This window comes from Fructilactobacillus sanfranciscensis (assembly GCF_029023685.1).
GTDB lineage: Bacteria > Bacillota > Bacilli > Lactobacillales > Lactobacillaceae > Fructilactobacillus > Fructilactobacillus sanfranciscensis.
In genome coordinates this window covers 709,938-725,742 of sequence record NZ_CP118925.1, presented here as the reverse complement: position 1 = coordinate 725,742, position 15,805 = coordinate 709,938, and the positions used below count along the sequence as shown (strand labels likewise).

Below are 15,805 nucleotides of genomic sequence, written 5' to 3'. Positions count from 1 at the left end.
AAGATTGGAGAATCTATATGTTTGATAAACAACTCATGTCTATTCCCGGTGTCAAAAAGTTAATTGCTAAACTTAGTTGTTTAGCAACTATCCAATCTTTAGCAATTATATTAGAGGCTTACTTCTTATCAGTAGCAGTCGTTAATACATGGAGCTTAAAAAAAATTACAGCATTGCTCTTGCCAATGCTGTATTTTTTTATAGCCTTTGTTGTTCGTTATTCTATCACAAGAATTGAAAGTCAAATAACTGATCGATTTGCAACGAAAGCTACTGGTGAAATTAAAACTCAATTACTTACTAAAGAATTTGAACTTGGACCTCGGATGATTAGTCAAATCGGATCAGGTCATTTAATTACTTTGGCACTTGAAGGAACAGATAAAATTGAAAATTATTTTAATTTAATTATTCTAAAAACTGTTAATATGGCAATTATTCCTGTAATTTTACTAATTGCAATTTTTTTAATTAACTTTATCTCAGGAATAACCCTCTTTTTAGTTTTCCCAATCATTATTATTTTTATGATTATTTTAGGTTTAGCCGCACAAGCAAAATCTGCACGTCAATATAAAGGTTTTACGGATATGTCAAATAATTTTATTGATACGATGCGTGGACTAAAAACATTAAAACTTTTTGGGCTTAGTGATAAGTATGCTGATAACCTTTATCGAGTTAGTGAAAATTATCGTAAAAGTACGATGAGCGTGTTGAAAGTTGCCCTTCTTTCAACATTTGCACTCGATTTTTTTACAACAATTTCAATTGCAATTGTGGCTGTCTTCTTAGGGGTTACCTTAATTGATGGTAAAATTTTATTATTACCAGCTTTAACCATTTTAGTCCTTGCCCCAGATTACTTTTTGCCAGTTAGAGATTATGGCGATGATTACCATGCTACTTTGGATGGAAAAAATGCTTTAACTAATATTTTTGAAATTTTAAAAATCAAATCCCCAACTAGTAAAATTAAATTAAGTGATTTTACTGGTTGGAATAATACTAGTGAACTAAAAATTAGTGACTTGAATTTCTCTTACGATAAAACAAGTCAAGCTCTACAAAATATCAATTTTAATGTTAAAGGATACAAAAAAATTGGAATTGTGGGACGCTCTGGTTCTGGTAAATCAACCTTTTTAAACATGCTAGGTGGTTGGCTTGAACCATCGAATGCAGATCAATTACCGTTTGATGTGAATGGCAAAAAAGTTGATAGTTTATCTCAAATAGAATGGCAAAAACACATTAGTTATATTCCTCAAGATCCATATATTTTTGCCGGTACAATTGCTGAAAACATTGCTTTTTATCAACCAAACACCACTAAACAACAAATTAAAGTTGTTGCTGAAAAAGCAGGATTAATGGATTTCGTTAATGATTTACAAGCTGGATTAGATACAAAAATTGGAGAAAGTGGTCGTGGAATTAGTGGTGGTCAAGCACAACGAATTGCGCTCGCAAGAACATTATTAGATGATAATCGTGAAATTTTATTGCTGGATGAACCCACGGCTCATTTAGATATTGAAACTGAATATGAGCTTAAGCAAACAATGCTTCCTATTTTCAGAAATCATCTTGTTATTTTTGCTACTCATCGACTTCATTGGATGCAAAATATGGATTATATTTTAGTCATGGATGAGGGTAAATTAGTAGAACAAGGAACACCTGTTGAATTGATAAATAGAAATGGGATTTATAAAGAATTAATAGACGAGATTCGAGGTGCAGATCAAAATGCATAAAATATTTAAAAATGATACTTGGATTAAACCTTATCTAGCTAGATATAAAAAACTATTAGTTTTGGTATTTTTCTTAGGCGTTTTAACGTTTTTCTGTGCCATCGGTTTAATGTTTGTTGCTGGTTATTTAATTAGTCGCTCAGCTACTCATCCCTATAATATTTTAGTGGTTTATGTTCCAGTTCTTTTAACTCGTGCTTTTGGGATAGGAAGACCCTTATTTAAGTACTTGGAACGGATCAATAGTCATAACTGGGTGCTAAAGGTTACCTCATTATTAAGAAAGCGTTTGTATACCACACTTGAGACTAGTGCCATGTTTTTAACTAGTAAGTTTCAAACCGGAGATTTACTTAGCATTTTAGCTGAAGATATTGATCATTTGGAAAATTTATATTTGAGAACGATTTTTCCTACGGTAGTTGCTTACATTACAGGAATTATCGTAATCCTTTGTCTTGGAGTTATCAGCTGGCTATATGCCATATTCATGCTAATGTCATTTGCAATCATCTTATTATTTATTCCCCTTGCTTCAGTTGCGATGCGGGGTGCTGCAAAGGAGTATGAACGATCATTGGTTCATGAATCGTATAGTGAATTAACCGATGCAACCTTTGGAATTGGTGACTGGATGATTTCAGGGAGAAAAAATGGATTTTTAAAGCGAGTTACGAAAAACGATAGTAAATTAGATGCATCAAATTTTAGAACTCGTAAATATGAATGGAATCGTGATCTACTAGTTAAAGTTATGTTTGCAATTATTTTAATTGGTACTTTAATTTGGTCAAATTGGTTTTTTAACTCATCGCAAGCGCTGGCTAATTATGCTGCGGCTTTTGTCTTAGGAGTTTTTCCCTTGATGGATACTTTTATTCCAGTTAGTCAAGCAATGGAAGAATGGCCAATGTATAAGGATTCGGTGCTTAGATTAAATAAGCTTTCAAATGATGAAATTAAACCTAATCCTGATCAATCAGCTGCTAATCCTGATACTTTTAAAGAAATCAAAATGAATGATGTAACGTTTAATTATCCTGGCGAGTCAGTTAGTTTAATTAAAAACGTTTCTTTAGAAGTTAAAAGAGGCCAAAAATTAGCAATTATTGGACCCAGTGGTGTTGGTAAAACTACTCTACTTCAATTATTATTAGGATCATTAATTCCAACTAAAGGATCTGTAACGATTGATGGAATTAATGTGACAAGATTACAGAACAATCAGGCTAAATGGTTTAGTGTTTTAGACCAACACCCTTTTCTATTCAACACTTCTGTTTTGAATAATGTTCGAATTGGAAACGAAAATGCTAGTAATGAAGATGTTAAACAAGCAATAAAAGATGTAGGATTGGAAGATTATATTAAATCATTACCAGATGGCTACAATACTAATGTTCGCGAAAGTGGTGTTCGTTTTTCTGGTGGTCAACGCCAACGATTAGCATTAGCAAGAATTTTACTACAAAATAATCCGATTGTTTTGCTGGATGAACCAACGGTTGGGCTTGATCCAATTACAGAAAATGATTTAATTAAGACATTAGATAGAGTACTTAAAGGAAAAACAGTTATTTGGGTAACCCATCATCTTCAAGGTTTATCAAACATGAATCAAGTTATTTTCCTAGAAAATGGTTCAATTAAGATGGAAGGTACCCCATCAGAACTATATAAAAACAACCCCCGTTACCGTAAGCTATATGCTATGGATCAAGGGATTGTTCAAGATTAATTATTTGAATAATTTTTCAATAATCATGTTTAAAGTATTTTTGGAAATACCATCAGGTAATTTATCAATTAAGTGTTTACACTCTTTTAAGGTTTTTTCTAATTTTTGTTGAGCTTGTTTTAACCCACCACTCGTCTCGATTATAATTTGAATTTTTTGAAGATCAGCTGAATCCAGCTGATCTTTTTTTAGTATCTTTAGTAACTCTTCTTTATAACTAGTTCGCAAGGCATAAATAATTGGAAGTGTATATATTCCTTCAGTTACATCTTCGAGTTTTGGTTTTCCAGTCTTATAGGTAGGATTAAAATCAAGTAAATCATCTCTAATTTGAAAAGAGTCTCCTAACTTGGAACCAATTTGTTCAGCTAATTTAACAGTTGTTTCATCAGCACCACCTAAAATAGCACCTTCTGCAGCACTATTTATAAATAAAGCAGATGTTTTTCCGTTAATGGCTTTGAAGTAATCAGTTTCAGATCTTTTTAGATTATCTTTCGAGAGACTTTGATGTAATTCGCCATCCAAAATAGATTGGATTAGTTCAATATTAAAATTTAAATTATTTTTGTCAGGTGCGTATTCGATAAGTAATTTGAAATAACGAGTAAATAAATAATCTCCTAAGTAAATTGCTTCGTGTTGACCAAATTTTTTATTGAGTGTTTTCGCAGCACGACGCAAATCAGATTCATCAATAACGTCATCATGAACTAAAGAAGCTAAATGAATAATCTCTATTGATGATGCCGCCTTTTCGAAAATTAGATCATTATTATTAGGACCATACTCACTGAATAATAAAAGTAAGGCTGCCCGAATCATCTTACCATTGCCATTAATCAAATCATCAATTCCTTTTTTGAATTTGGAATTATCAATATTAATTTGATTAATCATGATTTTTTGAGTTTTTTTTAATTTATTTTCTAAATTTGGAAACTGTTCCCATAAACTATAGTCCATGAATTTTATTTTTCCTTAATGTTTTTTGTTAGTTATATTTTATCATATTAAAACTGATTAAAATAAAAAAGCACGAATGACTTTTAACCATTCGTGTATTATTCCTTCTTTATTTTAAAGATTGGAATTTTAGGTAAATCTGTTGATTGATTATTAGAATTATTTTTTTGCTGTTCATAATTTTTACGTTGTTCTTCAACTTGTGCAACCGTTGTAATGTTTTGCTTTTTCCAAGAAATTAAAATTCTATCAATGTATTTTAAACTGTAAACCTGCTTCAAAACTGCCTCACGAAGAGCTAATTTAACAATTTTGGTTGAATATTTATCAATTGTAAGCCAATCGTTAATTGTTTCTAATTCAATTGGAGATAGTGGACGGCCAAATTCTTGTGTGAAATTATTGAATAATTCTTGGCGATTTGAGAGACTTTCTTCTTCAGTATCTTTAATAGAATCTGTTACCTCAATTTTAGAATCTGGATGTTGTTCTAATAATTGATTAATTTTTTGATTTAGTGGTGTAAAGCTATATTCATCTACATTTTCTTTTCCACTAGTAATTGCAACAAATCTTTTCTTTACTAATTGATGAATTGTATCAAAAACTAGTTTTGTATCAAATCCTGTCATGTCCACAATCATTTGTGGTTCAGGGAAGTTAATTCCCCTTGTTTTTAAATAGGAAAGTTCAATTAAAATTACTGATTCTGTTGCGGTTAAACCCAGATTATTGATGTTTGCTAAAATAGCACCTGAAATGTTTACAGATCCATAATCTAAATATTTAATTAAATTATTGTCCATCTAGACACTTCCTATACATTTAATGATTCAATTTTTTTGCCATTTTTAAAGTTTATAGTGACATAATCGTATCCACCGTTATATTTTTTTAAAGAAATTAGCCAAGCAGGTTTGTTATTCACTAAAACCAAACCAGCGTTTATAATTTTTTGATTGTTATTAGATTTTGCAATTATTTTAGCTTTTTCTTCACTAATTCCATCAGATTGTTTAAAAATTTTGATATGTTTCATATTTTTAGTAACAACCGCAAATGAAGGTATATTCTTCTTATTTTCACCAGCTACTGAATAGTATGTTGTTCCTAAATCATTTTCACTAAAATTTGATATATCATGGAATTTTGCATATTTTTCAACTAAATCAATTGTGATTGCTTGCTTTTTTTGAAACGGTCTCTGAGCAATGTGAATTGCAATTAAACCAGATAAAATTATGACAATTGCTAAAGCAAATATTATTTTTGAATAGCGTAATAATCTCATACGTAGTAATCTTTTTTCTCGCATAGGTATCCTCTTTTAAATTCACTAATAATTCAATTATAGCAACTTATCATTTTCTTTTGAATCAAAAAATGTTTTATTTTCTTTTGTAATATTCTCTATATCCCCTGTAATAATTTTTAGGTCTGGATTAAAAGATCTAAGGATTTGTTCACCATATTTTCTAGTAACTAAACGATTATCCAAAATTGTAATTGTGCCATAATCATTTTCATGACGTAACAACCTTCCCATTCCTTGATTCAAATCCATAATCGCCTTTGGCAAGGCATAGCTAATAAAAGGATTTTTTTTCTCTTTTCGCAAATATGAAGATCTTGCTTTAGCAATTGGGTTGCTTGGTGCTGCAAATGGTAAGCGAGTAATAATGACTGATTTAAGATAATTATTTGGAAAATCAATTCCTTCCCAAAATCCATTCGCTCCTAAAATAACTGGATTTTTTGTTTCCTGAAATTTTCTAATTATTTTTTCTTGGCTTCCAGATATTCCAGAAGCAAAAATATGAGGAACTTTATTATTAATTAGAATATTGTGATAAACTGATTCGATTAATTGTAATGAATTGAATAATACAAGTGTTGGAACAGGATGACTATTGTATATATCAATAATAGAATCTGATAAGTATTTAACATAATCGTCATTATCAAAACTTTCGGGCATAGGAGTTTGGTTAGAAACCATTAATTTCATTTGATTTGCATAATCAAAATTTGATTTTAGCCTTTTCATTCTGGTATTATTTCTATTCAAATCAAGTTGATTATAAATAAATTGCGATTTTTTGGAGGTAAACAAGACAGCACCAGTAAAAATAGCAGGTTTGAAATATTTATAAATATCTTTACTTAAACTATTGGTTGAATCAAGTTGTAAACTCTCTAAAATTACATTGTTGGGATCATGATCCAATCCATATTTCATCAAAATAACATCTGCAAAGTTATTAGCTGCAAAGTTATCTATAAAAATATTTAATTGTTCAATAAATTTTATAATTTTAGTCACGTGTTCATTAAACTTTAAGAATATTTCGTAATCAGCTGGTGTCCAGCGTTTAGAATTTTGTGCTATTTCGAAATTTAAAGATTTTAATTGATTTTGTAGAATACTATTTAAACTAGTTATTTTAGTAATTTGTTGTTGATTTAGTTCAATAAACTCTTTGAGCTTGTCCAATCGTAACCCAACTTCAGAACGATGTTGATTAAGTCGTTTCATAAAGAACTTAGCAAACTGACTAACTAAATAAGTGTTAGTTTCCGATATTTGGTCAACTGCTTGAGCGATTCTTTCAGTTTTAGATAGCAAACTATTATTACTTTCAAAGATATCGTTTAGATTTTCAGCATGAGTTTGAAAAATATCATTTCTTACTCGCCCACTATTTTTTTTAATAGTTCCAAGCCACAAATGTTTTTGTTGAGAATTAAATGCTACATCTGATAGTGTAGATGCTTCGTCAACTACTAAGTATGGTTTTTGATTTAGAGTCTCATTGATTTTACGAGCGTTTTGATAGAGATAATTATGATTGGTAATTACAATATCTGCTGATTTAAGCATTTGCGTTTGACGGTTGATAAAATCATAATTTCCTAAATCTAGATTATCATCAGAAAAACCAGCTTGATAATTAATTTGATTAATAATAATTGCTTTTTTAGGCAAATTTAATTCATCTAGGTCACCTGTATCAGTTTCAGTCAACCAAATTAAAATTTTGGCTTTGATAAATTGTGATTGTTTGTTACCATCATCAATTAATAAGCTGAGTAAAAACCGATTTAAATCTAAATAATGATTTTTTCCTTTTAAAATTACTGAATTAAATCCAAATCCAAATTCTTCGTTTAAAGTATGATTGATAGTTTTTTGTAATTGAGATTGTAATGCAATTGTAGCAGTACTAATGACAACTGGTCTTCCTTTTTGAACTAAATATGCCATCGGAATTAAGTACCCTAAAGTTTTTCCGCTACCAGTAGGCGCTTCGATTATTAAGTTAGTGGGCTTTTTTTTCGAATCTGTGTAATTATGATAAATAGCATTCATCATTTTACTTTGAGATTCTCGCCATTGATATCCTGGTTCAAGTAACTTTAACTTTTTACTTTTGGTTTTAGGGAATTTAGGAACTTTTAATTTTTCAATAAACTGTGGGGATTTTACCTTTTTTAAAATAATCCCCTCAACGTTTACTAAATTATTTGGTAATTCTAGTTTTTTGGATTGTTTTTGTTGATAAATTGAGCTAATAAATGAAAGTGTATCTTGTGGTAATTCAAGGTTAATATCTAAAATGTTTTTTAAAGTTGTTTGCGGAATTGTTTTAATTTTATCTGTAATTTTAATTAATAAAACTGCTGTTGCAGCTGCATCACTAGCTGATGAGTGTGGGTGTTTATGAATAATATTAAAATGACTGCTGAGATCACTTAATCGATAACTATTCAAAGTTGGAAAAAAAATTTGCGTTAGACTAACCGTATCAATTGCGGGAATATCTAATTCTGGAAAGCCAACTTTTTCTAAAAAGGCATTTAAAAAGGGGAAATCAAAGTTGACATTGTGAGCAACAAATACAGTATTCTTTAATTTTTTGTAGATGGTTGCTGCTACTTGATCAAAAGTTGGAGCATTTTTAATGGTCTCGCTTGTAATTCCGGTTAGATTTGAAATCTCTTCTGAAATCTCAACCCCATCATTTATGTAAGTCGAATATGAATCAATGATTTGATTATTTTTAACAAAACTTACGCTAAATTGAATAATATGATCTCCGTGTTTGATACTCGTACCAGTAGTCTCCATATCAACAACGGTGTATGTTGTATTCTGATTCATTAACTTTCCTACTCTCGTTCTTATAAACTATTCTAATTCTACTACAAAACCAGTTAAATCGATAATATCAAATCGCTTGTATGATTGGTTATTTCTTCAAATATGATAAAATATAACAGTTAAGAAAGTGAGCGATAGCTAATGAATAAAGAAGCAATTGGAAAAAGTCATGCTAAGGTTATTTTTTTAGGAGAACATAGTGCGGTTTATCAAAAGCCTGCAATCGTCTTTCCACTTCCGCAAATTGAAGCCCAAGTTACAATTAAACCCATTTATTCTAATGAATCAGAAATTGAGAGTAAATATTTCAATGGTCCTTTATCCGAATTACCCACTTCTATGACTGGTATTTCACAATTAATTGAACGATTAAATGAACTTTTAAATCCTAAGCACATAAAATTTAGTATTCAAATTATCAGTGAAATTCCCTTAGGACGTGGGATGGGTTCTTCTGCAGCTACTTCAGCTGCCCTTACTCGTGCTTATTTTGCATATTTTGAAAAATCATTAGATAAACAAGAACTAGATAATCTAATTAATGTTGAAGAATCAATTACTCACGGAAATCCTAGTGGAATTGATGCCAAAACGGTGATTTCTGATCAACCAATTTTATTTGAAAATGGTCATTTTACCCCAATCTCTTTTAATACCACTGGGTTTATTATTATTGCAGATACTGGTATTTCTAGTAACACCAAAATTGCTGTTGATGAAGTTCATAACCGATTAAATTACCATCCAGAATTAGTGAAACAAGAAATTAATCAATTAGGAAATTTAACAGAACAAGTCAAATTAACTTTGAACAACAATGATATTAAAAAAACAGGACAATTAATGAACGATGCCCAAATGATTCTTTCTAATTTGGGGGTTAGTTCTTTCAAACTTGATCATTTAATCTCGGTAGCAAAAGCCAATGATGCTTTAGGTGCAAAATTAACTGGTAGCGGAATGGGCGGATGCATTATTGCCCTTTGCGGTACGTTGGAAAAAGCACAACTAATTAAGAAACAATTATTGAATAATGGTGCTAAATCTGCCTGGATCCAATCATTAAATGAATTAACTAGTGAGGCAAAACAATGACAATTTCTAAAAATAAAGTAACTGCTCGTGCATACACTAATATTGCTTTGATTAAATATTGGGGAAAAGTTGATCAGAAATTAAAAATACCTACAACCAGTAGCTTGTCGTTAACATTAAAAGATTTTTATACTGATACATCAGTTTTATTTAATGAAAAGCTTTTAGAAGACAAAATCACTTTTAACGGTCAACAATTATCAGAAAAAAAAGCTGAACGAATCGTTAATTTTCTCGATGTTGTTAGAGACCTAGCTCAACAAAACGTTTATGCAGAAGTTTCTACAATTAACAAAGTCCCTACCTCTGCTGGATTAGCATCTTCAGCGTCTGGTTTTGCAGCGCTTGCTGCTTCTGCTAGCAAAGCAATTGGATTAAATTTAAACAAAAAAGACCTTTCTCGACTAGCACGTCGAGGTTCTGGATCAGCTACTAGAAGTATTTATGGTGGTTTTGTGGAGTGGAAAAAAGGCTTTAGTGACGAAACTTCATATGCTGTCCCCTTTGAAGAAGAAGTTGATTGGCCAATTAATGTAGTTGCTGTTATGGTTAATCAATCAGAAAAACAAATGAGCAGTTCTAAAGGAATGCAAATTTCAGTAAACACCTCCCCTTATTACTCAGCATGGAAAAAAGTTTCTAAAAAAGCTCTTAAAGAGATTAAAGTTGCAATTAAAAATCGTGATTTTGATAGGATGGGTAAAATTGCAGAGGAAAATGCAATGCAAATGCATGCGTTAACGTTGAGTTCTTCACCCGATTACACTTATTTTGATGCGGACTCATTAAAAGTAATGAATCTCGTTCATAGTTTAAGAAGCAGTGGTCTAACGTGTTATTTTACAATGGATGCTGGTCCAAATGTTAAAATACTAGTAGAAAAACAAAATACTTCTAAACTGGTCAGTGAGTTAGAAAAAGAATTTGGGTCTGATAAAGTAATTGTTACCTCAGCAGGACCTGGAATTGAGTACCAATAAAAATATTTTACGAAAGAAGTTATTTTTTTGATTACTACAAAAGCACCTGGGAAATTATATCTTGCTGGCGAATATGCTGTTGTCGAAACTGGACACACTGCAATTATTGCTGCAGTTAATCGGTTTGTTACAGCAGAAATTGAAGAAGCAAAAAGTTATGGAACGATTACTTCCCAACAGTATGAAAAAACCATGTTACATTGGCAACGGATTAATTCAGAAATCGTTTTAGATGACCGGGAAAATCCCTTTAAATACATCGTTTCTGCAATTAAAGTTGCTGAAGAATACATTAAGTCACTCAGACTCGATTTAAAAACTTTTAACATTAATATTAATAGTGAGTTAGATAATGGAGATGGAAAAAAATATGGACTAGGTTCCTCTGCGGCAGTGACGGTTGCTACAACAAAAGCCGTATGTAAGCTTTACCAGCTTAACCTAACAAAAATAGAGTTATTCAAGTTAGCTGCAATTGCACACTTTGAAGTTCAGGGAAATGGATCATTAGGAGATGTTGCATCCAGTGTTTTTGGTGGTTTAATTTCATACACCTCTTTTGATCGAACCTGGCTTTCAAGTTTTCGGAAAAGAGTATCACTTAATAAACTAATTAAATTAGAATGGCCGAGCTTGGAAATTATTCCATTAAAAGTTCCATCAACCTTAAAATTTTTAGTTGGTTGGTCTGGTGCACCTGCTTCGACCTCTCATTTAATTGATAAAGTCGAATTAAAAAAAGGGAAAAATAAAGTACGTTATCATCAATTTTTACATGATAGTAACAAATGTGTGCATGATATTACTAATGGATTTCATCAAGATAATATTAAAATCATTATGAATAACATTAAGAAAAATCGTTTGCTTCTACTAGAGCTCGGAGAAATGGCTAATGTCGTGATTGAAACTCCTAAACTGAAAGAATTAGTTGAAATTGCAGATTGCTTTGGAGGAGCTGCCAAAACATCTGGTGCAGGTGGTGGGGATTGCGGAATTGTCTTTATTAAGAATAGTGACGCAATTAATAAATTAGTTGAAGATTGGAAGCAACATGGAATTGATCGTTTAAATATCGAAATTTATAATTATTGAGGACATCATAATGGTAAGCATTCAATCGCATCGAAAAGATGAACATTTATCTTTAGCTAAAAAATTTCATAAAGAAAAATCAAATGCTGGATTTGATCAAATTCACTTCATCCCTAATACAATTCCAGAGATTAGTTTTAATGATGTCAATATTTCCACTAAAGTTGGTTCATTAACGTTTGATATCCCCTTTTATATTGAGGCAATGACTGGTGGCAGTGAATATACTGGTAAAATTAACCGACAATTAAGTGAAATTGCACAAAAGTTAAATCTTGCGATGGCAGTTGGAAGTGAAAGCGTTGCCCTTCGTGAACCACAACTTGAGGGTACTTTTTCAATTATTAAAAGGGTTAATCCTACCGGATTAAAAATTGCTAATTTAAGTGCTAATGCATCGATTGAAGAAGTTGAAAAAGCTATTACTTTAATTGGTGCAAGTGCAATTGAAATTCATGTTAATGTTGCTCAAGAGGTTGTGATGCCTGAAGGCGATAAAACTTTTAATTGGATTAAAAACATCAAAAAAATCGTTGAAGCCTTCCCCATTCCAGTTATTGTTAAGGAAGTTGGCTTTGGTATGGCTCATGAATCAATTGAAAAATTGAAAGCAGTTGGTGTTAAATATATTAATCTTGGTGGTAAAGGTGGTACAAATTTTGTGCAAATTGAGAATTTTCGTCGACCTTCTAAGGATATGAATTATCTTGAAGATTGGGGATTAACGACAGTTCAATCACTATTTGAAGCTCAAGTATTACCAGATTTGAATTATATTGCTGCTGGAGGAATAACTTCCCCGTTAGACGTTGTAAAAGCTCTGTATTTAGGCGCTGATGCCGTTGGGATTGCAAGTACAATATTATCCTCATTAATTGATAATGGTCCTGAAAAGACCGAAATGATGCTTTCAGAATGGATTTATGGAATTAAAGCGATTTTTGTCATGCTTGGCGTAAAAAATATTACTGAATTAAGAAAAAGTAAGATCTTTACTAGTACAGACTTACAAAATTATCTCCAGCAAAGAAAGCTAAAATAAAAACGACTTCCTTAGAAGTCGTTTTTATTATGCTTTAAATCGTAATCCTTTTGGAAAGAAATTTTTAATTGTCCCAGAAACTACTTTTCCAAATCCAATTGACATTCCATCACAAATTAATAAATACCATCCTTTTTCTAAATTAGAATCAGTAGGAATTGTATCCCCATGGACGTATAATTTCCATTCGTCACGTGTAATATTTAATTTATTTTTTACGTGCTCTGGATTAATTTCCAATGCTAGCCCATATGCTGGTTCAATTCGATTTTTCTTAATTTGTCCAAGTGGTGTTCCTGGTCGCATAACTTTTAAACCATTTAAGTCAGGAATTTCAGGGTTGAATGAATACAAAGTTTCTCCAAATTTTAATAAAGGGTGTGGATCAAAATTAACGAAATTATCATAGTTAAACTTCTCCCAATCTTTTTTTAAATTTCCCGAAACATTAGAACGTTGATGTTTTATTTTTCCAATTTTACCGTCATCTAAACTTTGTAATTTAGCCACAAAATGTCCATCTCCCCTAAATAAATGAGGAAATAATCGAACCGTCTTACTTAGATCTGGATTTCCATTCGCCCACGCTGGTCGTCCACTACTCATGCCCTTGAATTTCTCAATTGGCAAAATTTTAAAATTATAATTATCAACTAGCCAGGCAATGATTTGCTCATCTTCTTCTGGTGCAAAAGTACAGGTCGAATAAATAATTTGGCCACCTGGTTTCAACATCTTAACTGCTTTTTTGATAATTTCACGTTGAAGCGTCGCACATTCTTTTGGGTAATCTTCTGACCAATAGTTGGTAGCATCATGATTTTTGCGAAACATACCCTCCCCAGAACAAGGAGCATCAATTAAAATTTTATCAAAATATTTTTTGAAATGTTTTGATAAATTAGCTGGATCTTCATTTAAAATTAATGGGTTTTTAACTCCAAATCTTTCAATATTTTCCACTAGTATTTTAGCTCTTCCACGGTCAATTTCGTTAGAAACCAAGAGTCCTTGATTATTCATTAAACTAGCTAACTGTGTTGATTTTCCACCCGGAGCGGCACACAAATCTAGAATTTTTTCCCCAGGTTTAGGATCGGCTACTTGTGCAACAAACATTGCAGAAGGTTCTTGACTGTATATATACCCACTTTGATGTTCGGCCGATTTACCGTCAATTTTACCAATAAATCCATTATCGACATATTCGATTGGTTCTTTTGTATTAATTTGAAGATTAGCTTTCGGTTTTAAACGATTAATTCTAAATCCATGATCTGCTTCTTCATCAAAACTTTTAATAAAATTTTCGTATTCTTCTCCTAAAAGTCGTTTATATTTTGATTTAAATTTTTCTGGTAATTCCACTTATTTCTTCTCCTCGAATGTTTCAGTAGTTCTAACTGCTAACTGCCAATTATGGTAAAGTCGTTTTCTTTCAATTTCAGACATTTGTGGTTCAAATGTTTGTCCTGTTTGCTTAATTCCATCGATTTCATCAACGTCTTTCCAAAATCCAACTGCTAACCCAGCTAAAAATGCAGCCCCCAAAGCGGTTGATTCAGAAGTTGCTGATCTTTCAATTGCTTGATTTAAGATATCTGCTTGGAATTTCATTAAGAAATCATTTTTTGAAACTCCCCCATCAATTACTAATGAATTTAATGGAACTTGTGTTTCTTCTGTCATGGTATTGATGACATCTTTAGTTTGAAAAGCTAATGATTCTAATGTGGCTTTTACAATTTCATTTATTCCAGTATGATTGGTAATTCCTAAAATAGATCCCCGCACACTTTCATTCCAATAAGGTGCACCTAGTCCTGTAAAAGCAGGAACAATAAATACTGGTTCGTCATTTGCGGTTTTAGCCATATTAGCAGTTCCACTGATATTTTCAATCAATTTCAATTCATCTTTTAACCATTGAACGGCAGCTCCTGCAATAAAGATACTACCTTCGAATGCATAATAAACTTTGCCACTAATTCCATAAGCAATGGTCGTTAATAAACCTAGTTTTGAAAACTTAGGTTTATCACCTAAATTCATCATAATAAAAGCACCGGTTCCATATGTGTTTTTCGTCATCCCCGGTTTTAATGCTAATTGACCAAATAAAGAAGCTTGTTGATCACCAGCAATTCCAGAAATCGGAATTTGGACCCCCATGAAGGTAAAATTTTGCGTATATCCATAAACATGAGAAGATTCTTCAACCTTCGGAAGCATTTTCTTTGGGATATTAAAAACATCTAATAAATCCTGATCCCACTCTAATTTGTTGATATTAAATAACATGGTACGACTGGCATTCGTTACATCAGTAGCATGTACTTTTCCAGCGGTTAATTTCCATAATAACCATGTATCAATGGTTCCAAAAAGTAAATCGCCAGTTTCAGCTAAGGTTTGTGCCCCATCAACATGATCTAAAATCCAACGAATTTTAGTTGCTGAAAAGTATGAATCAATGATTAGTCCAGTTTTTTGTTGAATCTCATCTGCTAAACCATGTTGTTTAATCTGTTTTGCAATGTCATTAGTTTGTTTTGACTGCCATACAATGGCGTTATAAATTGGTTTTCCAGTTCTTTTATTCCAAATAACAGTAGTTTCTCTTTGATTACTAATTCCAATTGAACGAACCTTATAAGGTTGTGTTTCAGTTTTAAATAAGACATCAGAAATTACTGACTCAGTTTTATTCCAGATTTCATTTGGATCTTGTTCTACCCAACCTGGATGTGGAAAAACTTGTTTGATTTCTTTTTGTGAACGATCAATTTCTTTTCCTTGATGATTGAATAATATGGCACGAACGGATGTTGTTCCCTCGTCAATTGCCATTATATATTGTTCATTTTTCATAATTAACTCCGTTTGTTTTTAATACTCTAATTATAACGCTTCTATGATTTTTAGTAATTTTTTTCAAGCAGTTATTCTACTATTTTTTATATAAAT

General features: G+C 31.5%; 12 protein-coding genes. 6 read left to right on the top strand and 6 right to left on the bottom strand.

Going from position 1 to position 15,805, the window contains the following annotated elements:
• Positions 1-17 precede the first annotated feature (17 nt).
• Positions 18-1,760: a thiol reductant ABC exporter subunit CydD gene (gene cydD, locus PY770_RS03670; RefSeq protein WP_103428763.1), complete on the top strand. Its 1,743-nt coding sequence runs from the start codon at positions 18-20 to the stop codon at positions 1,758-1,760.
• Positions 1,753-3,498, top strand: coding sequence for a thiol reductant ABC exporter subunit CydC (gene cydC, locus PY770_RS03665; protein ID WP_275045783.1), 1,746 nt, complete (start codon positions 1,753-1,755; stop codon positions 3,496-3,498). The genes cydD and cydC overlap by 8 nt, the downstream gene beginning before the upstream one ends.
• Here cydC and PY770_RS03660 read toward each other — a convergent pair whose 3' ends face one another.
• From PY770_RS03660 to PY770_RS03645, 4 genes are all read right to left on the bottom strand, one after another.
• Positions 3,499-4,464 (bottom strand): polyprenyl synthetase family protein, encoded by a 966-nt coding sequence (locus PY770_RS03660; RefSeq protein WP_163601164.1) that lies wholly within the window; start codon positions 4,462-4,464, stop codon positions 3,499-3,501.
• A gap of 98 nt (positions 4,465-4,562) precedes the next feature.
• A complete protein-coding gene (locus tag PY770_RS03655; RefSeq protein WP_056957572.1) occupies positions 4,563-5,270 on the bottom strand; it encodes a DnaD domain-containing protein in 708 nt (235 codons plus the stop codon).
• An 11-nt stretch (positions 5,271-5,281) separates the two neighbouring features.
• Complete coding sequence (locus PY770_RS03650; protein ID WP_163601165.1) at positions 5,282-5,779, bottom strand: PepSY domain-containing protein; 498 nt, start codon at positions 5,777-5,779, stop codon at positions 5,282-5,284.
• A gap of 33 nt (positions 5,780-5,812) precedes the next feature.
• On the bottom strand, positions 5,813-8,626 hold the full coding sequence (locus PY770_RS03645; protein WP_163601166.1) for a helicase C-terminal domain-containing protein: 2,814 nt from the start codon (positions 8,624-8,626) through the stop codon (positions 5,813-5,815).
• 141 nt (positions 8,627-8,767) lie between these two features.
• Here PY770_RS03645 and mvk point away from each other — a divergent pair, with 141 nt between their 5' ends.
• Genes mvk through fni form a run of 4 tightly spaced genes read left to right on the top strand, consistent with a single transcriptional unit; the run spans position 8,768 to position 12,838 of the window.
• A complete protein-coding gene (mvk, locus tag PY770_RS03640; RefSeq protein WP_163601167.1) occupies positions 8,768-9,721 on the top strand; it encodes a mevalonate kinase in 954 nt (317 codons plus the stop codon).
• A complete protein-coding gene (gene mvaD, locus PY770_RS03635) occupies positions 9,718-10,701 on the top strand; it encodes a diphosphomevalonate decarboxylase (protein ID WP_163601168.1) in 984 nt (327 codons plus the stop codon). The genes mvk and mvaD overlap by 4 nt, the downstream gene beginning before the upstream one ends.
• A gap of 27 nt (positions 10,702-10,728) precedes the next feature.
• Positions 10,729-11,796 carry a phosphomevalonate kinase gene (locus PY770_RS03630; RefSeq protein WP_103428756.1) on the top strand — a complete coding sequence of 356 codons (1,068 nt, stop codon included), beginning with the start codon at positions 10,729-10,731 and terminating at the stop codon, positions 11,794-11,796.
• 10 nt (positions 11,797-11,806) lie between these two features.
• On the top strand, positions 11,807-12,838 hold the full coding sequence (gene fni, locus PY770_RS03625; protein ID WP_163601170.1) for a type 2 isopentenyl-diphosphate Delta-isomerase: 1,032 nt from the start codon (positions 11,807-11,809) through the stop codon (positions 12,836-12,838).
• 27 nt (positions 12,839-12,865) lie between these two features.
• Here the strand turns inward: fni and PY770_RS03620 are convergent, their stop codons facing one another.
• Positions 12,866-14,206, bottom strand: coding sequence for an RsmB/NOP family class I SAM-dependent RNA methyltransferase (locus PY770_RS03620; RefSeq protein WP_103428754.1), 1,341 nt, complete (start codon positions 14,204-14,206; stop codon positions 12,866-12,868).
• Positions 14,207-15,709, bottom strand: a complete 1,503-nt coding sequence (glpK, locus tag PY770_RS03615) for a glycerol kinase GlpK (RefSeq protein WP_163601132.1) — start codon at positions 15,707-15,709, stop codon at positions 14,207-14,209. It abuts the gene before it with no gap.
• Between the last annotated feature and the right edge of the window lie 96 nt (positions 15,710-15,805).